Here is a 23,109-nt window from a genome sequence, read left to right on the forward strand (position 1 = left end):
GATGGTTTAACTCCAAAAACAAGAAACCAGGAGTCTGACGATGCGCGATTACGCCGAGGCCGCCCGTGCGTTCGACCATGCCAATGCTGTTACGGCGGCATTGCATGGCAACCTCGAAGCCCTCAATGCCTGTGTCGAATGTTGTGATCGGCATGCCGGAAGCGGCAAGCTGGCGCTGATTTACGAAGACCGCGATGGCAACAGCGCGCGCTACAGCTTCGATCAGCTCAAGGCGCAGGCAGCCCGGTTTGCCAATGTGCTCAAGGCGCAGGGGGTGGAGGCTGGAGACCGGGTGGCCGGGTTGATGCCGCGTACGCCCGAACTGCTGGTCACCATCCTCGCCACCTGGCGCCTGGGGGCGGTTTACCAGCCGTTGTTCACGGCGTTCGGCCCCAAGGCCATCGAGCACCGGCTTGAACAATCCCATGCCCGAGTGGTCGTCACCGACAGCCAGAACCTCGCCAAGCTGGACGATGTGCAGGCCTGTCCGACCATCATCACCGTCAGGGCCCGCAGCGGTGAGCTGGACTTCCAGCAATGCCTGGAACGCGCAGCGGATGCATGCGAGCCGGTGATGCGCTCAGGCAACGATCCGTTCCTGCTGATGTTCACCTCTGGAACCACCGGCCCGGCAAAACCATTGGAAGTGCCACTGCGGGCGATTGTCGCGTTCCAGGGCTACATGCGCGATGCCATCGAACTGCTTCCCGAGGACAACTTCTGGAACCTGGCCGACCCGGGTTGGGCGTATGGCCTGTATTACGCCGTAACCGGCCCGTTGTCGCTAGGGCACGCCACCACCTTCTACGATGGCCCGTTCAGTGTTGAAAGCTGCGCCCGGGTGATCGACAAGCTGGGCATCACCAACCTGGCTGGCTCGCCCACTGCGTACCGTTTGCTGATTGCTGCGGGCAATGAATTCTCGGCGCCGATCAAGGGCCGCCTGCGGGTGGTCAGCAGTGCTGGCGAACCGCTTAACCCGGAAGTGATCCGCTGGTTCTCCGACGAACTGGGCGTGACCATTCACGATCACTACGGCCAGACCGAGCTGGGCATGGTGCTGTGCAACCACCATGGTTTGAAGCACCCGGTGCACCTGGGCTCGGCCGGCTTTGCCATCCCTGGTCACCGCATCGTGGTGGTGGACGAGCAGGGTAACGAACTGCCGGCCGGCCAGCCGGGCATCCTTGCTGTCGACCGTGAGCAATCACCGTTGTGCTGGTTCGGTGGCTACCAGGGCCTGCCGACCAAGTCCTTCGTTGGCAAGTATTACCTCAGCGGCGACACCGTCGAGCTGAACCAGGACGGCAGCATCAGCTTCGTCGGCCGCAGCGATGATGTGATCACCACCTCCGGTTATCGGGTTGGCCCGTTCGATGTGGAAAGCGCGCTGATCGAGCACCCGGCGGTGATCGAGGCGGCGGTGATCGGCAAGCCCGACCCGGAGCGCACCGAGCTGATCAAAGCGTTCGTGGTATTGGCCCGTGGCTACAACGGCAGTGCCGAGCTGGAGGAAACCTTGCGTCAGCACGTACGCCAGCGGCTGTACGCGCATGCCTACCCCAGAGAAATCGAATTCGTCAGCGAGCTGCCCAAAACCCCGAGTGGCAAGCTGCAACGCTTCATCCTGCGTAACCAGGAAGTCGCCAAACAAAACGCGCAACAGGCCACCCCTGCCAGCGCTTGAAAGGAAACCGATCATGCAGATAGCCAACAAACACTTCATCGTCAGCGGCGCCGCCTCCGGGCTGGGTGCTGCGACTGCGCAGATGCTGGTCGAAGCCGGCGCCAAAGTCATGCTGGTCGACCTCAATGCCCACGCTGTCGAGGCCAAGGCCCGCGAGCTGGGTGACAACGCCCGCTTCGCTGTGGCTGACATCAGTGACGAGCAAGCGGCCCAAGCGGCTGTCGATGCGGCTGTCAGCAGCTTTGGCAGCCTGCATGGGCTGGTCAACTGCGCAGGCATCGTCGGTGCCGAGAAAGTGCTGGGCAAACAGGGCCCGCATGGCCTGGCCAGCTTCGCCAAAGTCATCAATGTCAACCTGGTAGGGAGCTTCAACCTGCTACGCCTGGCTGCGGCGGCCATGGCCGAAGGGGGTGCCGATGAAGGTGGAGAGCGTGGCGTGATCATCAACACGGCGTCGATTGCCGCCTATGACGGGCAGATAGGCCAGGCCGCTTACGCCGCATCCAAGGGCGCCATCGCTAGCCTGACCTTGCCGGCCGCCCGTGAGCTGGCGCGCTTTGGCATCCGCGTGATGACCATTGCCCCAGGCATTTTCGAAACACCGATGATGGCCGGCATGACCGAAGAAGTGCGTGCTTCGCTGGCTGCCGGTGTGCCATTCCCGCCGCGCCTGGGCCGTCCACAGGAATACGCTGCACTGGCCCGTCACATCATCGAGAACAGCATGCTCAACGGCGAGGTGATCCGCCTCGACGGCGCACTGCGCATGGCAGCCAAGTAAGGAGAGCGAACATGACCCTCGCCAATGACCCGATCGTAATCGTCAGCGCCGTGCGCACGCCCATGGGTGGCCTGCAGGGCGACCTCAAAAGCCTGACCGCGCCACAACTGGGCAGCGCGGCCATTCGCGGCGCCGTGGAGCGCGCCGGCATCGACGCTGCCAGCGTCGAGCAGGTGCTGTTCGGCTGCGTGCTGCCGGCCGGCCAGGGCCAGGCACCAGCGCGCCAGGCGGCGCTGGGTGCCGGGCTGGACAAGCACACCACCTGCACCACCCTGAACAAGATGTGTGGCTCGGGCATGCAAGCCGCGATCATGGCCCATGACCTGCTGCTGGCCGGTACGGCTGACGTGGTGGTTGCCGGCGGCATGGAAAGCATGACCAACGCCCCCTATCTGCTGGACAAGGCCCGTGGCGGTTACCGCATGGGCCACGGCAAGATCATCGACCACATGTTCATGGACGGCCTTGAAGACGCCTACGACAAAGGCCGCCTGATGGGCACCTTCGCCGAGGATTGCGCCCAGGCCAATGCCTTCAGCCGCGAAGCCCAGGACCAGTTCGCCATCGCCTCGCTGACCCGTGCCCAGGACGCGATCAGCAGCGGCCGCTTTGCCGCCGAGATCGTGCCGGTAGAAGTCACCGAGGGTAAGGAAAAACGCGTCATCAAGGACGACGAGCAGCCGCCGAAGGCGCGCCTGGACAAGATTCCGCAGCTCAAGCCTGCCTTCCGCGAAGGCGGAACGGTGACCGCAGCCAACGCCAGCTCGATTTCCGATGGTGCTGCCGCGCTGGTGCTGATGCGCCGCTCCGAAGCCGAGAAGCGTAGCCTCAAGCCGCTGGCGGTGATTCATGGCCACGCCGCATTCGCCGACTCCCCGGCGCTGTTCCCGACCGCGCCGATCGGTGCCATCGACAAACTGATGAAACGCACCGGCTGGAACCTGGCCGAGGTCGACCTGTTCGAAATCAACGAGGCCTTCGCGGTGGTCACCCTGGCGGCCATGAAGCACCTCGACCTGCCCCACGACAAGGTCAACATTCACGGCGGCGCCTGCGCCCTGGGTCACCCGATCGGTGCCTCTGGCGCTCGCATTCTGGTCACCCTGCTGTCAGCCCTGCGCCAGAACAACCTGCGCCGCGGCGTGGCGGCCATCTGCATTGGCGGCGGCGAAGCGACGGCCATGGCCGTCGAATGCCTGTACTGAGGTGAACCATGCTGGTAACTGACGAGCAACAACAGATCGCCGACGCCGTGCGCGCTTTCGCCCAGGAGCGCCTGAAACCGTTTGCCGAACAATGGGACAAGGAACACCGTTTTCCGAAAGAGGCCATCGACGAGATGGCCGAGCTTGGCCTGTTCGGCATGCTGGTGCCGGAGCAGTGGGGTGGCAGCGATACCGGTTATGTGGCCTATGCCATGGCCCTGGAAGAGATCGCTGCGGGTGATGGCGCCTGCTCGACCATCATGAGCGTGCACAATTCGGTAGGTTGCGTGCCGATTCTGCGTTTTGGCAGCGAGCAGCAAAAAGAGCAGTTTCTCACCCCGCTGGCCACGGGGGCGATGCTCGGTGCCTTCGCCCTGACCGAACCGCAGGCAGGCTCTGATGCCAGCAGCCTGAAAACCCGTGCAAAGCTTGATGGCGACCACTACGTACTCAACGGCAGCAAGCAGTTCATCACCTCTGGGCAAAACGCCGGGGTAGTGATCGTGTTTGCCGTGACCGACCCGGACGCCGGCAAGCGTGGCATCAGCGCCTTCATTGTGCCGACCGATTCGCCGGGGTACCAGGTGGCGCGGGTCGAGGACAAACTCGGCCAGCATGCCTCCGACACTTGCCAGATCGTTTTCGACGATGTGCGTGTGCCCGTGGCCAACCGCCTGGGCGCGGAGGGCGAAGGCTACAAGATCGCCCTGGCCAACCTTGAGGGGGGGCGCATCGGTATTGCTTCGCAGGCTGTGGGTATGGCCCGCGCCGCGTTCGAAGTGGCCCGCGACTATGCCAATGAACGGCAAAGCTTCGGCAAGGCGCTGATCGAGCACCAGGCCGTGGCATTCCGCCTGGCCGACATGGCCACGAAAATTGCCGTCGCCAGGCAGATGGTGCTGCATGCCGCCGCGCTGCGTGATGCCGGGCGCCCAGCGCTGGTGGAAGCGTCGATGGCCAAGCTGTTTGCCTCGGAAATGGCCGAAAAGGTCTGTTCGGATGCCTTGCAGACCCTGGGCGGTTATGGCTATCTGAGTGACTTCCCGCTGGAGCGGATTTACCGAGACGTTCGGGTATGCCAGATCTACGAAGGCACCAGCGACATTCAGCGCATGGTCATTGCGCGCAATCTTTGAAGGAGCAGACTGCATGGCATTCGAAACCATCCTGTTGGACATCCACGGCAAGGTCGGCCTGATCACCCTCAACCGCCCGCAGGCGCTCAATGCGCTGAACGCACAGATTGTCGGCGAAATCAACCAGGCCCTGGACCAGCTAGAGCGTGACCCGAACATCGGCTGCGTGGTGCTGACAGGTTCGGCCAAGGCCTTTGCCGCTGGCGCCGACATCAAGGAAATGGCCGAGCTGCAATACCCGCAGATCTACGTTGACGACCTGTTCAGCGATGCCGATCGCATTGCCAACCGCCGCAAGCCGATCATTGCTGCGGTGTCTGGCTTTGCCTTGGGCGGTGGCTGCGAGCTGGCGATGATGTGTGATTTTATCCTGGCCGCCGACAACGCCAAATTCGGCCAGCCGGAAATCAACCTCGGCGTGTTGCCAGGCATGGGTGGTACCCAGCGCCTGACCCGTGCGGTGGGCAAGGCCAAGGCCATGGAACTGTGCCTGACTGGCCGCCTGATGGGCGCCGAAGAGGCCGAGCGGGCTGGCCTGGTGGCGCGGATTGTGCCTCAGGCGGAGTTGGTGGAAGAGGCGCTGAAGGTGGCGGCGACCATTGCCAGCAAATCGATCCCGGTGAGCATGATGGTCAAGGAAAGCGTCAACCGCGCGTTTGAAGTTACCCTTAGCGAGGGCGTGCGCTTTGAACGTCGAGTGTTCCATGCGGCGTTTTCCACCGAAGACCAGAAAGAAGGCATGGCCGCGTTCATCGCCAAGCGCGAGGCGCAGTTCAAGGACCGTTGATGCTGGCAGGGGATTTTAGCCGGGCCTCCAGGTGCATACCTCGAGACGCCCGGCGCCAGCCCAGCCCGGCCGTCCCCAATGCTACCTCCCTGGCACCGACCAGCGGATTGTAAGCACCTGAAGCAAATTCAGCCCCATTTGCAGTTGCTCCACGCGACGTGGCGCCTTAGACTGCCGCCCCCTGTAAAAGAGTGCCGGTTGGCGCTTGAAGAATTCCGCTGCCGATGCCAAGGCATCGGCGGCACATGAATCGCCCAAATGCACATTTTTTCATAGAGAAATCGATGACCAAGGAACAGTTGCTGGCCATGTCGGCCGATGACTACATGAACGCCGACCAGCTGGCCTTCTTCACTGAGCTGCTGCAGGCGATGAAAGTCGAAACCCATGAGCGCATCGAGCTCAGCCGCACCACCATCGAAGGCCTGGACACTCCGTCGGACCCTGCCGACGTGGCTTCGGTCGAAGAAGAGCGTAGCTGGCTGGTCAATGCCATCGACCGCGACCAGCGCCTGCTGCCACAGCTGGAAATGGCCCTGGACCGTATTGCCGACGAAAGCTTCGGCTGGTGCGATGACAGCGGTGAGCCGATTGGCCTGAAGCGCCTGCTGATCAGCCCGACCACCAAGTACTGCATCGAAGCCCAGGAGCGCCACGAGCAGCTCGACCGCCACCAGCGCCAGGTATAACCCCGCGCGCGGTGCCAAGCCCCACGGAGCAATCCCTGGGGCTTTTTGCGTTTCTCGCTGGCGCCGTTTTTTGTTGCCCCGTGCGCAACACTGCTGTACCGGCATGCGCTGTTTCCTCGCCACCAGCAGGCGTATCATGGCTATATCGTTAGGGTGCTAATTAAGTTCCGGAGGGAATGATGAATAGCCGAGTCGATGTAGCTGTGATGATTGGTTCGGGGGTGCCGGCCACCCTGCAAGCGCTGGGCAAACGCATCTGCTGGGTGGTGCTGGTCAATGGCGAGCGCCGTGGCACTGCATTTGCCACCCGTGAGGAGGCGTTGGAATGCCAGGCCGCCTGGCAGCAACAACTGAAGAAAGGGCTGGCAGCCTGAAAATGTTTATTGCCTCTCGACGTGTTTCGGTGTTTTCGGGCATATTTGTCCTACAGTAATGCGCTTTGGGATGCCAGGCCTTGTGTTCTTGCAGGCCCGCTTCCTTGGTTGCGCTTTCTGGCGAGTGATCTCAGGCATCACGCTTCCCACGCCGGGAATGAGCCAAACGCCTTCGGTTGAGGGCGAATCTGGCAAACCATAGTAAAGATTCCTGCACGCTGCATCGTCAGCGGGCACAGACATTTCGTATATCGCTTTATTACTCTTTTCGCCTATCGATAAGAAATGGCCGTGCCTCCCCGAGCTTGGGTGAGGGCGGGTTGTAACCGGTTGAGGATTACTTCATTGGCAGTCAGCACTCTTGATACCCATGCATTGTTCGCCCTGGGCGACTTGCGCGGTAAATTGGCCCAACTGTTCCAGGGCCGCTTCATCTATGTCACCGAACAGAATCCAGAAGGCCTGTACATGGCCGAAATCGACACCGAAAGTGCACTGGTGGTCGATGACAAACAACGCCTGGAGCTAAAAGTAGGTGATCATTTTCGCGCCGCCGTATTGCCCAGCCGTGAAGGTGGCAAGCTGGAAATGCGCTTTCGCGAAATCAAGTTGAATGTGTATGGCGTGGGCGATTACGCCTTCGTTTCGGTGCCGGAAGGCGAGGGCATCGTGTTCCGTGAGGGCCAGGCCGTGATGCTGGTGTTTGCCGCACAGCAGCAAGTGCAGGAAGGCCTGGGTAAGTTGCTCAAGGCGGTGACCGGCAAGGTTGCCAAATGGCGCAAGGGTGAACTGACCACCTTCAAGGCCAGTGAGTGACCGGCGCTGACGATGCACCTGCCTCGCGGGCCGAATTTCATCGGCAGCATCAGGCGGATGCTGTGGCCGAGGCCGAACGTTTGCTGGCCAGGCGTGAGGAACTGCAAAGCACCTGGCTGAGCTGGGTGGCGGGTGAGCTCTACCGGCTCGGCCCACCGCCTTATGTCGCCATGGTCCGGCGGGAGCTGCAGCGCCTCAGCCAAAGGTGAGGCGCAACCTTCAGTTACCGCGGTCGCGACCGCTGCTAACCTCTTCGGGCACCGGCTCTTTCGACATGCGCTTACGGAACAGCGCCGCCCGCGCCAGCAAGAGCGTGGTTACCGGCACTGTGATCGACAGCAGGATCGGAATCAGCCAGGCGTGCAGCACAGGCGCGTCCTTGAGCCAGGAAAAGTAGATGATCGACGCCAGCGCCACGCACCAGGCGCCAATGGTCGAGGCCAGTGCCGGTGGGTGCATCCGCTGGAAGTAGTCTTTCAGGCGTACCAGGCCTATGGCACCCACCAGGGCGAACAGGCTGCCGGTCAGCAGTAGCACGGCAGTGACCACCTCCAGCCAGAAGGGCAGTACCAAGGTTTCGGTCATTCGATCACCTCTCCGCGCAGCAGGAACTTGGCCAAGGCAAACGAGCCGACGAAGCCGAACAGCGCAATCAGCAGGGCACCTTCGAAGTAGGTGTCACTGGCGTAACGGATCCCCAGCACCAGCATGGTCAGCATGGCCAGGATATACAGGTAGTCCAGCGCCAGCACACGGTCCTGGGCGGACGGGCCACGGAACAGCCGGATCAGCGCCAGGCCCATGGACAGGGCGAAGATGAACAGGCTGGCGAGGACAGCATTGGCGAGCAGGCCTGTCATTGGAAGATCTCCATCAGCGGGCGTTCGTAGGTGTCCTTGAAGTGCTGGATGAAGGCCGCTTCATCGTCCAGGTCGAACACATGCAGCAGCAAGACGCTGCGGTCCAGCGCCAGTTCGGACCAGACTGTGCCGGGCACCACCGTGGTGATCATCGAAAGTGCCGCCAGGCCGTGCGCGTCGCGCAATGCCAGCGGTATGTGCACGAACGCCGAGCGTGGTGGCTGCTTGCCGGCACGCAGTACGCCGCGAGCCACCAGCAGGTTGGAGACGATCACATCGATGCCGACCCGGCCGATCAGCCGGGCAATGACCAGCGGCCGACGCACATGGGCATGCTGCGGACGCAACGGTGCCATCAGCAGCGGGGCCAGTACACCCAGTGCGGCGCCCAGCAGCAGATTGCCGGGGCTGACCGAGAGGTTCAGCAACAGCCAGAGGCCGAACAGCGAAACCGATAGTAGCGGGGCGGGGAACAGTCGGTTCATGGCTGCACCTGTACGTCGAGCGAGGTCGGGCCAGGAATCGGCCGGGCGGCCATCACGGCTTCGATGTAGGCGTCCGGCGCCTGCAGGCTGGCGGCGGTGTCCTGGGTGTAGCGCAGCAACGGCTCGGCCTTGAGGCTGAGGACCATGCACAGGCCGAGCAGGATGACGATGGGCAGGCACTCATAGCGGCGTAGCACGGGTGACGGGCGCTCTTCGGGCTTCCAGAAGCGCTGTATGCCCACGCGGCCAAAGGCGATCAGCGACGCCATGCCGGACAGGATCAGCAGTGCCACCAGGCCCCAGCCTGCCGGGCTCAACGGTTGTTCGGCCGGCATGCCCAGGCCCTGCGGGTTGAACAGCGCGCTGATGAGGTTGAGCTTGCCGACAAAGCCCGACAGTGGCGGCATGCCGATGATGAGCAGCGCGCAGGCGATGAAGCTCAGGCCCAGGAAGGCCATGGTCCACGGGATGATCTGGCCGATCACCACCTTTTGCTCGTCGTCGAGGTTGATACCCTTGGGCGGGTGCAGCGACTCCAGCGGGGGCGGCATCACGTCTTCTTCTTCGTCCAGGGGCGCCTCATTGGCCGAGCGTGAGCGTTCGACCAGTTCGGCGAGCAGGAACAGCGCGCACAGGGCCAGGGTGGAGTTGACCAGGTAGAACAACGCCGCGCCGGTCAGCGCCGCCTGGGCAAAGCCAACCGCGCCGAGCAGGGTACCAGCCGAGACCAGGATACTGAGGGCTGCCATGCGCTCCAGGCGCTGTGCAGCCAGGATCGATACCGCAGCCACCGCCAGGGTGGCCAGGCCGCCGTATACCAGCCATTCGCCGCCGAAATGCGCCGAGGCCCCCGCCTGCCCGGAGAACAGCAGAGTCCACAGGCGCAGCACGGCATACAGGCCGACTTTGGTCATGATGGCGAACAACGCAGCCACGGGTGCGCTGGCCGAAGCGTAGGCTGGCACCAGCCAGAAGTTCAGCGGCCAGATACCGGCCTTGACCAGGAAGGCCATGGCCAGGATCGCCGCACCCGCATGCAACAGGCCACGGTCGGCCTCAGGCACCAGGGGAATCTTCAGGGCCAGGTCGGCCATGTTCAGGGTGCCGGTCACGCCATACAGCATGGCGGCGCCAATCAGGAACAGCGACGAGGCGAACAGGTTGATGGCGATGTAGTGCAGGCCGGCGCGCACCCGGGCGCGACCCGAGCCATGCAGCAGCAGGCCATACGACGCGGCCAGCAGCACCTCGAAGAACACGAACAGGTTGAACAGGTCGGCGGTGAGGAAGGCACCGTACAGGCCCATCAGCTGGATCTGGAACAGCGCATGGAAACTGGCCCCGGCACCGTCCCACCGGGCACGGGCAAACAGCAACGCACTGAAGCCGATGACCCCGGTCAGGGTCAGCAGCAGGGCCGACAAGTGGTCCACGACCAGCACGATGCCGAACGGTGCCGGCCAGTTGCCCGGCAGGTAAACGCCGATCGACGCTGCCTGCCCCTGGGTGCGCACCCATAGCAGCAGGCTGACGGCGATTGCCAGGCCGGCGAAGGTCGACAGCAGGTTCAGGCGGGCCTTGATCTGCCGGTGCTTTTCACCCAGCAGCAACATGACTGCGGCAGTGACCAGTGGCAGCAGGATGGGCGCAACGATCAATTGACTCATTCCATTCATTCGTCACGCTCCCGGCCATCCACGTGGTCGGTACCGGTCAGGCCGCGTGAGGCCAGCAACACCACCAGAAACAGCGCGGTCATGGCAAAGCTGATGACGATGGCGGTAAGCACCAGCGCCTGCGGCAGCGGGTCGGTGTAGTGCAGCAGGTCCTGTGTGACGCCGTCCTTGATGATTGGCTCTTTGCCGATGAAGAGGCTGCCCATGCTGAAAATGAACAGGTTGACCCCGTACGACAGCAGGCACAGGCCCATGATGACCTGATAGGTACGGGGGCGCAGGATCAGCCACACCCCCGAGGCGGCGAGCACGCCGATGGCGACTGCAATCACTTCTTCCATCAGGCGGCTCCTGCTTGGCTGGTTTTCGCCGGGTTGCCCGGGCGGTAAGCGCGCACCGACTGGTGCGCCAGGGCCGTGAGGATCAGCAGGGTCGAGCCGACCACCACGGTGTATACGCCGACATCGAAGAACAGCGCACTGGCCACATGCACATCACCCAGCAGTGGCAGGTGCAGGTGGGCAGTATGGGTAGTGAGGAACGGATAGCCCAGCAGCATGGCGCCGACCCCGGTCAGGGTCGCGCACAGCAGCCCGGTGCCCATCCAGCGCAGCGGGCGCAGGCTCATCTGCGCTTCGACCCACTGGGTACCGGCCACCATGTACTGCAGGATGAACGCCACCGACATCACCAGGCCGGCGACAAAGCCGCCGCCCGGTTGGTTGTGACCACGCATGAACAGGTACATCGAGACCAGCAGCGCGATTGGCAGCAGCAGGCGCACCAGCACTGCCGGCACCATCATGAAGCCCAGGGCGGTGTCGGTGGCATGCCGTGGGTTGATCAGGTCGGTGACCACATCGGGTGCCAGCTGGCGCTGCTGCGCCGGCAGTTGCATGCTCTCTTTGGGTGGGCGGAAGCGGCGCAGTAGGGCGAACACGGTCAGCGCTACGGCCACCAGCACGGTGATTTCACCGAGGGTATCGAAGCCGCGGAAGTCCACCAGCATCACGTTGACCACGTTGGTGCCGCCGCCCTGCGGCAGCGCACGGCTGAGGTAGAACGACGAGATGTCGTTGGGCGTTGGCCGGGTCAGCATGGCGTAGGACAGCACGGCCATGCCGCCACCCACCAGCACGGCCAGCAGCAGGTCGCGCAGGCGGCGCATGCGCGCACGCTCCAGGCTACCCGGTAGTGGCGACACGCCTTCGATACGCCGTGGCAGCCAGCGCAGACCCAGCAGGATCAGCACAGTCGTGACCACTTCCACCACCAGCTGGGTCAGGGCCAGGTCAGGCGCGGAGAACCAGACAAACGTGATACAGGTCATCAGGCCGCAGACACTGACCATGATCAGTGCCGCCAGGCGGTGGTACTTCGCCTGGTAGGCGGCGCCGATGGCGCAGGCAATGGCGATCAGCCACAGTGCGACGAACACGCCTGAACCCGGAATTTTCGGCCGGTCGCCCCAGCTCAGCCCGCTGTAGAGCATGGGCGTGAGGCCTGCGAGAAAGGCGGCGACCACCAGCATGAACAGCTGCGATTGCAGGCGGCGAGAGGTGAACAGGCGCTCGACCCGACGCGCCAGCACCATCAGGTGAACCTGCCCGTGCTCGAACAGGCGCTTGCCGTTGAAGCGTTCGATCACCGGCGGGTAGGGGAAGCGGCCCAGGCGCAGCTGCTTGCGCAGCAACAGGTACAGCACGATACCGCCGCTCATGGCCACCAGGCTCATGATCAGCGGTGCGTTCCAGCCATGCCAGATCGCCAGGCTGTACTCCGGCAGGGTGCCGCCAACCACCGGTAGCGCCGCAGCGGCCAGCAGCGGGCCGACCGACTGGGCAGGGAAGATCCCCACCACCAGGCAGGTGAGCACCAGCAGTTCGACCGGCGCACGCATCCAGCGTGGCGGCTCGTGCGGGGTGTGGGGCAGGTCCTGGGCGGTCGGCCCGAAGAACACATCGACGGTAAAGCGCAGGGCATAGGCCACGCTGAAGGTACCGGCCAGTGTGGCGATCACGGGCAGGGTGGCCTCGACCCACGCGGTGGAGCTGATGAATACGGTTTCGGCGAAGAACATTTCCTTGGACAGGAAGCCGTTCATCAGTGGCACGCCAGCCATCGAGGCGCTGGCCACCATGGCCAGGGTCGCGGTGTAGGGCACCAGGCGGATCAGGCCGCTGAGGCGACGGATGTCGCGCGTACCGCTTTCATGGTCGATGATGCCGGCTGCCATAAACAGCGAGGCCTTGAAGGTGGCATGGTTGAGGATGTGGAATACCGCTGCAACGGCAGCCAGTGGGCTGTTCAGGCCCAGCAGCAGGGTAATCAGGCCCAGGTGGCTGATGGTCGAATAGGCCAGCAGGCCCTTGAGGTCGTTCTGGAACATGGCGGCGAACGCGCCGAGCAGCAGGGTGAGGGCACCGGCACCGCCGACGATCCAGAACCACTCTTCGCTGCCGGAAAGCACCGGCCACAGCCGCGCCAGCAGGAACACCCCGGCCTTGACCATGGTGGCAGAGTGCAAATAGGCCGATACCGGGGTGGGCGCTGCCATGGCGTGGGGCAGCCAGAATTGGAAGGGGAACTGTGCGCTCTTGCTCAGGGCACCGATGAGAATCAGGGGCAGCAGCACCGGGTACAGCGCATGCTGGCGGATGGTATCGCCGGCAGCCAGGACCTTGTCCAGGTCGTAGCTGCCGACCACATGGCCGAGCAGCAGGGCCCCGACCAGCAGGCACAAGCCGCCTGCACCGGTCACCATCAGCGCCATGTAGGCACCACGGCGGGCGTCGGCGCGGTGGTGCCAGTAACCGATCAGCAGGAAGGAGAACAGGCTGGTGAGTTCCCAGAAGAACACCAGCTGAATCAGGTTGCCGGAAATCACCAGTCCAAGCATGGCGCCCATGAAGGCCAGAAAGAAGGCGAAGAAACGCGGTACCGGGTCTTGCGGTGACATGTAGTAGCGCGCGTACAGCGACACCAGCGTGCCGATGCCCAGTACCAGCAGCGAGAACAGCCAGGCGAAGCCGTCCATGCGCAGTACCAGATTGAGCCCCAGACTGGGCAGCCACAGGAACTCTTCGCGAATCACACCGCCATGGGCAACCTGGGGGTACAGCAGTGCTACCTGGACGGTACCGACCAGGGCTACGAGCCCGGCAAGAATGGACTCGGCGTTACGTGCGTTGTGCGGCAGCACGGCTGCCAAGCAACTGCCCACGAACGGCAGAAGCAATAGCACTATCAATGACATAGCGGCCTATTCTGGAGAAGTTTGCAAAGATCATACGTGCCGAGGGGGTGATCACCAACACGCAAGCTGTCGCAGAATCCTACAAACAGGCTGTGACAAGCTGTTTTTTTATAACATTTGTTTACAAAGCATAGCTGCTGTTAGCGACTTCACAGCTCTGCCTGGCGTTCGCCTTCATTCTGTACATCGCGTGCCTCGATGGCTTCGCGCGGGCGACGCACTTTGAGCTCGCTCACCACCACCGCGATGACGATCAGCAGGCCTCCGAACAGTGCCACGCCCGGCAGGCGTTCGCCCGCCAGGCGCCCGACGATCCCGGCCCACACTGGCTCACCGGCGTAGATGAGCGTGGCCCGGGTAGGCGAAACCGACCTCTGTGCCCAGTTCATCGCCACCTGGATAACTGCGCTCATGGCGCCCAGGCCTACGGCGCTGCCCAGCAGCAGCCAGGAGAAGTCGGGGATACGCTCCTGGGTTGGCACGATCATCAGAAACGCCAGCAACGATGCGGTCGCCAGTTGCACCACGGTAACCCGGCGTACGTCGACCTGGCCGGCGTAGCGGCTGATCAAGATGATTTCGCCGGCGATGGCGACGGCGCTGACCAAGGTGACCACCTCGCCCTCGCTGAAATGCAGGCTGCCGCCTTCCGGCCCGGCCAACAGCATCAGGCCGATGAATGCCAGGCAAATGCCGATGCTGGGCATCAGGCCAGGCCGTCGGCCCAGCACCAGCCACTGCAACAGCGGCACGAACGGCACGTACAGCGCAGTGATGAACGCCGATTGGCTGCTGCTGATGGTTTGCAGGCCCATGGTTTGTAAGCCATAGCCGAGCATGATCGATACACCGATCAGCATGCCGGCCTTGAGCTCGGTGAAGGTCAGTCCGGGCAATGCCCGCGCCGAGACCACGCCCACGAACAGTGCGGCTGCAGCAAAGCGCAAACCGACGAAGAACATCGGGCCGCTGACGGTCATCACGTTGTGCACCAGCAGGAAGGTGCCGCCCCACAACATGGTGATGAAGACCAGCACCAGTTCAGCCTTGCTCAGGCGAAAGGTAACGTTGGGGGTCGGTTTGTTGCTGGCCTGGCTCATGGTCTTGCGCACTCGGAGGGGGCGGCGCACAATCGCCGCAAAGTGGGCAGTATACTGCGCAATCTCGACCAGTGAGCAATATAGTGCACAAAGATTCCGCGCACCGCGCATCGGTGCTTCAACATGTCAGCCTCAATGTGCGCAGCCTGCGCAACGCGGCTGGCATGAGCCAGGCGACGTTGGCCGAGCGCTCCGGGGTTAGCCGGCGCATGCTGGTGGCGATCGAGGCGGGGGAAAAGAACGTCAGCCTGACCACGCTGGACTTGATCGCCGAAGCCTTGGGGGTGGCATTCAGTACCTTGATCCAGGCGCCTGATCGGCGTGATCCCGGGCGCATCGAAGAGCTGGCCTGGGCGGGTGAACATCCGCAGAGCCGGGCAGTGTTGCTTGGCACCAGCCCGGCGCGGCGTGAGGTGGAGCTGTGGGAGTGGACCCTGGCGCCGGGTGAGTGCTATTCCAGCGAGGCCGATGCCGAAGGCTGGAGCGAGCAGATTTATGTGGCTGAAGGGCAGCTGACGTTGATCATCGAAGGGGGCGAGCATCGTCTGCTGGTGGGGCAGTTCCATGTGTTTCCCAGCAACTGCCGGTATGCATACCGTAATGATGGGGCGGTGGCGGTGCGGTTCGTGCGTAATGTGGTGATTTGAGCCTGCAAGCTTTGGGGCTGATGCATAGCCCCAAAGCTTTCGAGCCGATCAGCCTTCAAGCAACTCATCAGTCCTCACGACCTTGGCATAGGCAAATGCCAGCGCCGCCATCGCCGAATCATGAACCTGCGCCGCCGCTACCTGCCTGCCGTCGAACGCCAGCGGCAGGGTCGCACAGGCATCGTGCGCCACGGTCACCTCGTAACCCAGGTCGGCCGCAGCACGGGTGGCGGCATCGATGCACATATGGCTCATGCTGCCGACGATGGTCAGGGCCTCGACGCCATGCCGGTCCAGCGTGTGCTCAAGGTCGGTACCGAGGAAGGCGTTGACCTTGTGCTTGAGCACCACCGGTTCGCCTGCTGCCGGTTCGACCTTGGAATGGATCGCCGAACCCTGCGAGCCCGGTGCAAAGAAGGGGGCATCGGCGCTGTCGAACTCATGGCGCACATGCACCACCAGGTCGCCGCGCTGGCGTGCGGCTGCCAGCAACCGTGCAGCGTTGTCGGCCGCCTGGTCGGCGCCATCGAGGGTCCATTTGCCGCCCGGGAAGTAGTCGTTCTGGATGTCGATGATGATCAGCGCCTGCTTGCTCATGCTGCCTCCTGTGGCAGTAGTCGTTGGTAGGCGTTAGTTATAGGCTGTGTGCACGAACCTGAGGATTGGCGCGAACGACACTATGCGGGCAAAAACTGACATCCCCGCCAGCTTGGACATCGGCCTGCTGCTGTACCCCGGCGTGCAGCGCGCGGCCGTATATGGCCTGGCCGACCTGTTCCTGGTGGCCAACCGGGTTGCGGCCGAACTGGGGGCTGTCGAACTGCCGCACATTCGCGTCAGCTTCTGGCAGGCCGACGAGGCAGGGCAGTTGCTGCCAGCCCCGGATAGCTCCGCGACTGCTGCACCGGGCCTGAGTGTATTGATCATTCCACCCAGCCTGGAGTCGGCCCCGCAAGCCGAACTGCTTGACCGTCACCGCACGTCGCTGTGCCAGTTGCACGGGCGCGGTACGGTGCTGGCGTCGGTTTGCATAGGGGTGTTTTTCATTGCCGCCAGTGGGCTACTCGACGGGCGCCCGGCCTGCACCCACTGGAACTACGTGCATGCCCTTGCCCAGCGCTTCCCCAAGGTGCGGGTAGAGGCCCGGCAGCCGTTGCTGGACGACGGCGATATCGTGACCTCGGCAGGGTTGATGGCCTGGACTGACCTGGGCTTGCGCCTGCTGGAGCGATTTCTTGGGGCGACGGTGGCGCGAGAGACCGCTCGCTACCTGGCCGTTGAGCCGACTACAGCGCCCTTGCCTGGGGCACTGTTCAGTCCGCGCCTGGACCACGGCGACGAGGCCGTGTTGAAGGTGCAACATTGGTTGCAGGGCAATGGCGGGCAGGAGGCTGACCTTGCGGCGATGGCTGCGTGCGCGGGGCTGGAAGCGCGCACCTTCCTGCGGCGCTTTCGTGCCGCCACCGGGCTGCGGCCGACCGAGTATTGCCAGCAGGTGAGGGTAGGGCGAGCCTGCCGTTTGCTGGAGTTCACCCGGCGCAACGTCGAACAGATTGCCTGGGGTGTCGGTTACCAGGACCCGGGTGCGTTTCGCAAGGTGTTTCAGCGCATTACCGGCCTGACCCCAAGTGACTATCGACGGCGTTTTGCGGTATCAGGCCAGGGTGCTCAAAAACCACTTGACCTTGACTTTGCTTGAGGTTTTACCCTGCCGGGAATCGCGCTGCATGCGTCCGTTACCAGGAGACCGCCGATGTCGGCAAACCCTCATGCCCTTTGGTTCACCCAGATGATCGAATACGAAGTGCCCAGCATGTGCCAACAAGCATTGGCTCAGGCCTTGGTGGCGCGAAGCGAAGACCTTGCTGCGCGCTGTGAGGGGCTGCAGGGTGTCAGTGTCCAGGCCAGTGACGATGGCAGCCGGGTGCTGCAGTACCTGCAATGGCAGTCACGCCAGGCCTGGTCGGCGGCGGCCGTGTACTTCGTTGAGGAGCCCTTCCTTGAGCTGCTGGGGCAGCATCAGGCGCGCGGGGTGAACTTTGCAGCCTACCAGACGCTGCGCAGTTTGGTGCGCGGCGCCGATGGCGGCCTGCATTGTCAGGTGGGCGAGCTTCAGGCATACCAAGGCGCGTAATGCGGGTAGCGGTCCAGTCGGGCACCGATGACCATTTCGCTGATCCAGGCTGCCAGGATCGAGCTGTAGGCTTTCTGGCTCTCTTCGCTGGACAGCGCGTGATCGGCCCCGTCGACGATGCGATGGGTGAGCGAATGGGCGCTGATGAATGCCGAGCGGTAGCTCATCAGCGTGCTGTGCGGTACATAGTCGTCTTGTTCGGACTCCACCAGCAAGACATCCCCGCTGAACTCGGCGCACGCTGCCAGTGCGCGGTTGTCAGCCGGGCCAAGCGATTGCTGCCGGTAGGCGTTCAGGCGTTGGCGGTCGAGGGTTTGCTTGGGGGTGTTCCACTCGTCGTCCCAATACATGGCGGGTACCCGCAGGGCCAGCCATTTGACGGGCCGTTCGCGGGTCAGTAGCGTTGCCAGGTAGCCGCCATAACTGCTGCCGATGAGGGCGATGGCGCTACTGTCCACGGCTGGATGGCTTAGCAGCCGGTCGTAGGCCACCATCAGGTCATGCAGGTTTTGTTCACGCGTGACTGTCAGGCGTTGGCTTTCGGTCTTTTCGTGCCCGCGAAGGTCGAAGGTCATGCACACGCAGCCCAGTCCGGTGATGTGCCGGGCCCGGGCCAGATCACGCTGCTGGCTTCCGCCCCAACCGTGCACGAAAAGGATGCCCGGCATCTTGCTGCCGGGGCTGACCAGGGTGCCAACAATGCTGTCGTTGTCGACTTGCAGTTCAACGGTTTCACTCTGAACGGCCATGTTCGCGAATCCGTGCAAATTTGCTGAATTGTCCGAGTTCACTGTCGTTTCCTTGGTAGAAGAGGGTGGCATCAGCGGGCAGGTCGGGCGTGCCGAACACTTCGTGGGTGGAGGCACGGACCTGCTGCAATGCCGGGTCATCGGCAAATGCCTGCAGGGCCAGCAGCTCGGCACTGCTGGCGCCGCCCAAGCGCCAGGATTGCTCGAGCACACCACTACGCAGGTGGCCCTGAGGGCTCAGGCCGCGAGCGATGTCGTAGTTGCGCCGTGAGGCGATGAAACCAGGGAAGTGCTGCTCGGCAGCCTGCTCGTAAGTGATAGCCTGGTTGATCGCCAGACGCAGGTGGTCTTCCAGGGGGAGTTGCAGCAGCGCCTGATAGTCGCCACGTACCACCACAAGGTCGGATCCGCCATACACCTCGATGCCCTGGTGGTCATGGGTCAGCTGTTGGGTACCGTGATAGCTGCATGTCAGCCCCGCGACGCGCACTTGGCCGACGCTGAAGGTTTTTACGTCATTGAGGTCTTCTTCGAGTACCAGCCCCCACACTGCCAGCGCCTGTTCGTCCATATCGGCCAGCAGGGGTTCCAGTGCGTCCGCAGTGCTGATGACCGCTTGTCCGCGGCCTGCGGTAGCCAGCACCGGCTTGACCCGTAGCGGGCCGTCGAGCAGCAGCAACTGTGCGGCAGTGCGCGCATCGGCTTTGCTGAACACGGTGTAGCCGCGCAGCAGGGCGTCACTCGCCTGTTGGGCGAAGGCGTCAGTCCAGCCCGGTGGGAAGCTGGCCTTGGCCGGCAACGGGTGGGAGATTGCCTTGGTCGCCATGTGGGGGTAGGACACCAGGCCGCCAAACAGGTCCTGTTCGCCAAGAATACCCAGGGCGGCATAGCGCCTGGGGTCGATCAGGGTCTCGGTGGGTACGAAGTAGTAGCCATCGTTGGCGTTGGCCTGCTGCCTGGGCACATGTGGACAACCCAGCAGGCGGGCGAGACCGTCGGCAAGCTTGAGGTGCACGGCATGCTCATGCTCGGGCGTATGTTCGCGGGTGTCGAGCAACACCACGCCGGTTTTCGAATGCCAGGCACTGGGCATGGTCATTTGCCTGTGGGCAGTGAGTGTACTGTGTGTGAAGCCGGCACTTTGCGGAAGTTCAGCGGGACTTGATCGGTGGTCCTGAGCGCGTTGTAGGAAGTGTCTGATTGGCGCAAGGCGTGGCGGGCAATCCATGCCGTGTCTTGGTCGTCGCGATTGCAGGGTTCTGGCGGCTGTTCCATTATCGGCACATTGGATCAACCGTGATGTAGCCGCAGGAGAGCGCATGAACGTCCAGACCACCCTTGAGCAAAGCGTGCCACAGCGCCTGGCACGCCTGCGCCAGGCCATGGCGGCAGAGGGCATCGATGCCTTGCTGGTACCTTCGGCCGACCCCCACCTTTCCGAATACCTGCCCGGTTACTGGCAGGGGCGTCAGTGGCTCTCGGGTTTCCACGGCTCGGTCGGCACATTGGTGGTCACCCCCGGGTTCGCCGGGCTGTGGGTCGACAGCCGCTACTGGGAGCAGGCCGAGCATGAACTGGCAGGCAGCGGCATTGAGCTGATGAAACTGTTGCCGGGCAAACCCGGGGCGTTGGAGTGGCTGGGCGATAATGTAGCGCCCGACGGTAGCGTCGCGGTGGATGGTGCGGTCCTGGCGTTGGCCTCGGCGCGCCAACTGGGTGAGCGGCTGAAGACTCGCGGCGCTCGGCTGGTCACCGACAAGGATCTGTTGGGGCAAGTCTGGGATGGGCGCCCGGCGCTGCCGGGTAACCCGGTGTACCAGCATTTACCGCCGCATGCGACGGTGAGCCGGGCGGAAAAACTCGCGCAGTTGCGTCAGGGCATGCTGGCCAAGGGCGCCGACTGGCATTTCATTGCCACCCTTGATGACATCGCATGGCTGTTCAACCTGCGCGGCAGTGATGTCTCCTACAACCCGGTGTTTCTGGCCTTTGCGTTGATCAATGAGAAGCAGGCCATTCTGTTCGTGGGGCAGGACAAGGTGGACGCGCATTTGCGCCAAGTGCTGGCAGTCGACGGCATCGAGGTGCGCGACTACAGCGAGGCCGGTAAGGCTTTAGGTGCCGTACCGGCCGGCAGCAGGTTGCTAGTGGACCCGGCACGGGTCACCTGTGGCCTGCTGGAAAACCGTTCGGCAGGGGTCGTGCTGATCGAGGGGATCAACCCCACCACCCTGAGCAAGTCATGCAAAGGTGATGAAGACCTGGTTCACATCCGTCAGGTCATGGAGCAGGACGGAGCTGCCTTGTGCGAATTCTTCGCCTGGTTCGAGGCCAGCCTGGGCAATGAGAAAATCACCGAGCTGACGATTGACGAGCAACTGAGCGCAGCGCGCGCCCGGCGCCCGGGTTTCGTATCGCTGAGTTTCTCGACCATTGCTGCCTTCAATGGCAACGGCGCCATGCCGCATTACCGCGCTACCGAGCAGTCGCACGCGGTCATCGAGGGCGACGGGCTTTTGCTAATCGATTCGGGCGGGCAGTACCTGGGCGGCACCACCGACATCACACGCATGGTGCCGGTGGGCAACCCCAGCCACCAGCAGAAACAGGATTGCACCCGGGTACTCAAGGGCATGATTGCCCTGTCGCGTGCCACCTTTCCGCGTGGGGTGCTGTCGCCGTTGCTCGACGCCATTGCTCGTGCACCGATCTGGGCAGACCAGGTGGATTACGGCCACGGTACCGGGCATGGGGTAGGCTACTTCATGAATGTGCATGAAGGGCCGCAGGTAATTGCCTACCAGGCGGCACCTGCACCGCAGACGGCGATGCAGGCGGGCATGATCAGCTCGATCGAGCCAGGTACGTATCGCCCGGGGCAATGGGGTGTACGCATCGAGAACCTGGTGGTCAATCGTGAAGCCGGCAAGAGTGCATTTGGCGATTTCCTGAACTTCGAGACGTTGACATTGTGCCCGATCGACACCCGGTGCCTGCTAGCCGAACAGCTGTCAAAAGAAGAGGTGGAATGGTTGAACCGCTATCACGCCACAGTGCGTGAGCGCCTGGCGCCGTTGCTCAAGGGTGACGCCTTGGCCTGGCTAGAGACGCGTACCGCGTCGCTGTAACGGAAAATTAAAAGGGCAGCTTATGAGCTGCCCTTTTTTCTACTTGCAGATGACGATCATGCTGCGGCTGGTGTAACCCGCCGGGTTGATGCCAAACAAGTAGTCGCCGGCTTCTTCATCGCTGTCGCCCGAGCGTGCGATGACCCGATAGCCGCGCGTGCTGCAAGAGCTCGCGGCTTTGCTGTAGCAGTTGTCCCACGAAGAGGAAAGGCCGGAGCAGTTGATATGCAGGCCCTTCTTGCCCCTCTTGACCTCAGTCTTGGCCGTGGCGGCACATCCAGCAATAGCCAAGATGGCCAGGATGAGAAAAATACGTTTCATTCCTGTCCTTAAATGCAGGGCCGATCAGCTGTCGTCTGGCCCTGTCGTTATCGCTTCGGTTCTTCCTGAAATTTCCCCAGCGTCCCTGTTCGGTCCAGTAGATAGCGTAAAGATGATGATTCTGTGACAGCTTAATCAGCGAGACGGGTCGCTACAATCTTTAATCCTGTCTCAAATGAAAATATTTCTCATATCAGTCTGCTGCGACGGCTGGGGCGGGCTCCTTGCGCATGGACAGCGTGGTGCCGACAGAGGCCGTAATGATTGCCAGAATCGCCAGCCATTGGGTAACCGTCAGCACTTCGCCCAGGAAAAGCAGGCCGGACAACGCCCCGAACGCCGGTTCGATGCTCATCAGGGTGCCGAAGGTGCGAGCCGGAATGCGCGTGAGGGCAACCATCTCCAGGCTGTAGGGCAGTGCTGTGGACAGTATCGCCACGCCCAGCGCCATGGGGATGACCGCGGGCGTGAGCAGCGCACTGCCCGCGTGGACAATGCCGATGGGGGCGACGAACAGTGCAGCGACCACCACGCCGAGCGCGGCGCTCTGGATGCCGTGTTCGGCCCCGGCACGTTGCCCGAACAGAATATACAGGGCCCAGCACACGCCAGCACCCAGCGCGTAAGCAGCGCCGGCCGGGTCGAGTGCCTGGCCACTTTGCCCTGCAGGCAGCAACAACAGCAAGCCGGCGATGGCCAGGGCAATCCACAGGAAGTCGATTGGCCGGCGTGAAGAGAAGATCGCCACGGCGAGCGGCCCGGTGAACTCCAGTGCAACGGCAATGCCGATGGGCACCGTTTGCAGCGCCATATAAAAGAGGAAGTTCATGCCACCCAGGGCCATGCCATAGATGACCACGTTACGCAGGGTGTTGGCGGTCATGCGTACCCGCCACGGGCGCAATATAAGCAGCATGATGATGCTGGCGAATATCAGGCGCAGGGCGGTGGTGCCTTGTGCGCCGATAATGGGGAACATGCTTTTGGCCAGGGAGGCACCCGATTGAATCGATGCCATGGCGATAAGCAGCAGCCCAATCGGGAAGAGTGTGGCGGCCAGGCTGCGGGGCTGGGTGTTCATTTCTGTGCGGCGATCCTTGGGCGGGGGAGTGATGAGCAATATAGTGCGCAATTGATGGGGCGCGTGGTAGCCCTGAAGTGCCTTCGGCATAAATATTTCAAAACATTGAAATTAAGGGTTGACCTCCTTGAAGGCGGCCCTATAATGCGCACCACTCCAGCGCGGTAGCGAAGCGAAGCTAGCCACCCTGTTGAGTC

Annotated in this window: 25 protein-coding genes; 13 read left to right on the plus strand and 12 right to left on the minus strand. The window is 62.9% G+C overall.

What is annotated here, in order from left to right; all coding sequences use genetic code 11:
• The first annotated feature begins 40 nt into the window (after positions 1 to 40).
• From PM2_RS23725 to PM2_RS23765, 9 genes are all read left to right on the plus strand, one after another.
• Positions 41 to 1,687 (plus strand): acyl-CoA synthetase, encoded by a 1,647-nt coding sequence (locus PM2_RS23725; protein ID WP_028699782.1) that lies wholly within the window; start codon positions 41 to 43, stop codon positions 1,685 to 1,687.
• 13 nt (positions 1,688 to 1,700) lie between these two features.
• Positions 1,701 to 2,468, plus strand: coding sequence for an SDR family NAD(P)-dependent oxidoreductase (locus PM2_RS23730; RefSeq protein WP_016714979.1), 768 nt, complete (start codon positions 1,701 to 1,703; stop codon positions 2,466 to 2,468).
• A gap of 11 nt (positions 2,469 to 2,479) precedes the next feature.
• Positions 2,480 to 3,673: an acetyl-CoA C-acyltransferase gene (locus PM2_RS23735; RefSeq protein ID WP_028699783.1), complete on the plus strand. Its 1,194-nt coding sequence runs from the start codon at positions 2,480 to 2,482 to the stop codon at positions 3,671 to 3,673.
• Positions 3,674 to 3,681: 8 nt separating this feature from the next.
• Complete coding sequence (locus PM2_RS23740) at positions 3,682 to 4,809, plus strand: acyl-CoA dehydrogenase (protein ID WP_016714981.1); 1,128 nt, start codon at positions 3,682 to 3,684, stop codon at positions 4,807 to 4,809.
• 13 nt (positions 4,810 to 4,822) lie between these two features.
• Positions 4,823 to 5,596 (plus strand): enoyl-CoA hydratase, encoded by a 774-nt coding sequence (locus tag PM2_RS23745; RefSeq protein ID WP_003250095.1) that lies wholly within the window; start codon positions 4,823 to 4,825, stop codon positions 5,594 to 5,596.
• Positions 5,597 to 5,880: 284 nt separating this feature from the next.
• Positions 5,881 to 6,285 carry a TraR/DksA family transcriptional regulator gene (locus tag PM2_RS23750; protein ID WP_003250099.1) on the plus strand — a complete coding sequence of 135 codons (405 nt, stop codon included), beginning with the start codon at positions 5,881 to 5,883 and terminating at the stop codon, positions 6,283 to 6,285.
• A gap of 179 nt (positions 6,286 to 6,464) precedes the next feature.
• Positions 6,465 to 6,659, plus strand: a complete 195-nt coding sequence (locus PM2_RS23755; RefSeq protein WP_012271507.1) for a hypothetical protein — start codon at positions 6,465 to 6,467, stop codon at positions 6,657 to 6,659.
• A 345-nt stretch (positions 6,660 to 7,004) separates the two neighbouring features.
• Positions 7,005 to 7,475 carry a hypothetical protein gene (locus tag PM2_RS23760; RefSeq protein WP_025754423.1) on the plus strand — a complete coding sequence of 157 codons (471 nt, stop codon included), beginning with the start codon at positions 7,005 to 7,007 and terminating at the stop codon, positions 7,473 to 7,475.
• Positions 7,472 to 7,684 carry a hypothetical protein gene (locus tag PM2_RS23765; RefSeq protein ID WP_016714984.1) on the plus strand — a complete coding sequence of 71 codons (213 nt, stop codon included), beginning with the start codon at positions 7,472 to 7,474 and terminating at the stop codon, positions 7,682 to 7,684. Before PM2_RS23760 ends, PM2_RS23765 begins: the two co-directional genes overlap by 4 nt.
• A gap of 10 nt (positions 7,685 to 7,694) precedes the next feature.
• Here PM2_RS23765 and PM2_RS23770 read toward each other — a convergent pair whose 3' ends face one another.
• From PM2_RS23770 to PM2_RS23800, 7 genes are all read right to left on the minus strand, one after another.
• Entirely contained in the window at positions 7,695 to 8,060 is a 366-nt protein-coding gene (locus PM2_RS23770) for a Na+/H+ antiporter subunit G (RefSeq protein WP_016714985.1), read from the minus strand.
• Positions 8,057 to 8,335: a K+/H+ antiporter subunit F gene (locus PM2_RS23775; RefSeq protein WP_016714986.1), complete on the minus strand. Its 279-nt coding sequence runs from the start codon at positions 8,333 to 8,335 to the stop codon at positions 8,057 to 8,059. The genes PM2_RS23770 and PM2_RS23775 overlap by 4 nt, the downstream gene beginning before the upstream one ends.
• Positions 8,332 to 8,820: a Na+/H+ antiporter subunit E gene (locus PM2_RS23780; protein ID WP_016714987.1), complete on the minus strand. Its 489-nt coding sequence runs from the start codon at positions 8,818 to 8,820 to the stop codon at positions 8,332 to 8,334. Before PM2_RS23780 ends, PM2_RS23775 begins: the two co-directional genes overlap by 4 nt.
• Positions 8,817 to 10,496, minus strand: coding sequence for a monovalent cation/H+ antiporter subunit D (locus PM2_RS23785; protein ID WP_016714988.1), 1,680 nt, complete (start codon positions 10,494 to 10,496; stop codon positions 8,817 to 8,819). Before PM2_RS23785 ends, PM2_RS23780 begins: the two co-directional genes overlap by 4 nt.
• Entirely contained in the window at positions 10,493 to 10,837 is a 345-nt protein-coding gene (locus PM2_RS23790) for a Na+/H+ antiporter subunit C (protein WP_003250128.1), read from the minus strand. Before PM2_RS23790 ends, PM2_RS23785 begins: the two co-directional genes overlap by 4 nt.
• The gene (locus PM2_RS23795) at positions 10,837 to 13,752 is read right to left on the minus strand and encodes a monovalent cation/H+ antiporter subunit A (RefSeq protein WP_028699784.1); all 2,916 of its coding nucleotides are present in this window, start codon (positions 13,750 to 13,752) and stop codon (positions 10,837 to 10,839) included. The genes PM2_RS23790 and PM2_RS23795 overlap by 1 nt, the downstream gene beginning before the upstream one ends.
• A 149-nt stretch (positions 13,753 to 13,901) precedes the next feature.
• Positions 13,902 to 14,852: a DMT family transporter gene (locus PM2_RS23800; protein WP_028699785.1), complete on the minus strand. Its 951-nt coding sequence runs from the start codon at positions 14,850 to 14,852 to the stop codon at positions 13,902 to 13,904.
• Between the two features lie 83 nt (positions 14,853 to 14,935).
• On the opposite strand from PM2_RS23800, the gene PM2_RS23805 reads away from it, so the two are divergent.
• Positions 14,936 to 15,499 (plus strand): helix-turn-helix domain-containing protein, encoded by a 564-nt coding sequence (locus PM2_RS23805; protein WP_016714991.1) that lies wholly within the window; start codon positions 14,936 to 14,938, stop codon positions 15,497 to 15,499.
• Between the two features lie 48 nt (positions 15,500 to 15,547).
• Here the strand turns inward: PM2_RS23805 and PM2_RS23810 are convergent, their stop codons facing one another.
• Entirely contained in the window at positions 15,548 to 16,096 is a 549-nt protein-coding gene (locus PM2_RS23810; protein WP_028699786.1) for a cysteine hydrolase family protein, read from the minus strand.
• A gap of 82 nt (positions 16,097 to 16,178) precedes the next feature.
• Between PM2_RS23810 and PM2_RS23815 the strand changes: the two genes are divergently transcribed.
• Together PM2_RS23815 and PM2_RS23820 are read left to right on the plus strand one after the other, a co-directional pair.
• Positions 16,179 to 17,198, plus strand: coding sequence for a GlxA family transcriptional regulator (locus PM2_RS23815; RefSeq protein ID WP_016714993.1), 1,020 nt, complete (start codon positions 16,179 to 16,181; stop codon positions 17,196 to 17,198).
• A 54-nt stretch (positions 17,199 to 17,252) separates the two neighbouring features.
• On the plus strand, positions 17,253 to 17,633 hold the full coding sequence (locus tag PM2_RS23820; protein ID WP_016714994.1) for an antibiotic biosynthesis monooxygenase: 381 nt from the start codon (positions 17,253 to 17,255) through the stop codon (positions 17,631 to 17,633).
• Here PM2_RS23820 and PM2_RS23825 read toward each other — a convergent pair.
• On the minus strand, positions 17,612 to 18,382 hold the full coding sequence (locus tag PM2_RS23825) for an alpha/beta hydrolase family protein (protein ID WP_028699787.1): 771 nt from the start codon (positions 18,380 to 18,382) through the stop codon (positions 17,612 to 17,614). The genes PM2_RS23820 and PM2_RS23825 overlap by 22 nt on opposite strands.
• Positions 18,366 to 19,481, minus strand: a complete 1,116-nt coding sequence (locus tag PM2_RS23830; RefSeq protein WP_028699788.1) for a DUF3182 family protein — start codon at positions 19,479 to 19,481, stop codon at positions 18,366 to 18,368. The genes PM2_RS23825 and PM2_RS23830 overlap by 17 nt, the downstream gene beginning before the upstream one ends.
• 220 nt (positions 19,482 to 19,701) lie before the next feature.
• Between PM2_RS23830 and PM2_RS23835 the strand changes: the two genes are divergently transcribed.
• Complete coding sequence (locus PM2_RS23835; protein WP_016714997.1) at positions 19,702 to 21,510, plus strand: aminopeptidase P family protein; 1,809 nt, start codon at positions 19,702 to 19,704, stop codon at positions 21,508 to 21,510.
• Between the two features lie 39 nt (positions 21,511 to 21,549).
• Here the strand turns inward: PM2_RS23835 and PM2_RS23840 are convergent, their stop codons facing one another.
• Both PM2_RS23840 and rhtA read right to left on the minus strand, forming a co-directional pair.
• Positions 21,550 to 21,831: a hypothetical protein gene (locus PM2_RS23840; RefSeq protein WP_016714998.1), complete on the minus strand. Its 282-nt coding sequence runs from the start codon at positions 21,829 to 21,831 to the stop codon at positions 21,550 to 21,552.
• A gap of 193 nt (positions 21,832 to 22,024) precedes the next feature.
• Positions 22,025 to 22,912, minus strand: coding sequence for a threonine/homoserine exporter RhtA (gene rhtA, locus PM2_RS23845; RefSeq protein ID WP_016714999.1), 888 nt, complete (start codon positions 22,910 to 22,912; stop codon positions 22,025 to 22,027).
• Positions 22,913 to 23,109 lie beyond the last annotated feature (197 nt).

The sequence above is a fragment of the Pseudomonas monteilii NBRC 103158 = DSM 14164 genome (assembly GCF_000730605.1).
GTDB lineage: Bacteria > Pseudomonadota > Gammaproteobacteria > Pseudomonadales > Pseudomonadaceae > Aquipseudomonas > Aquipseudomonas monteilii.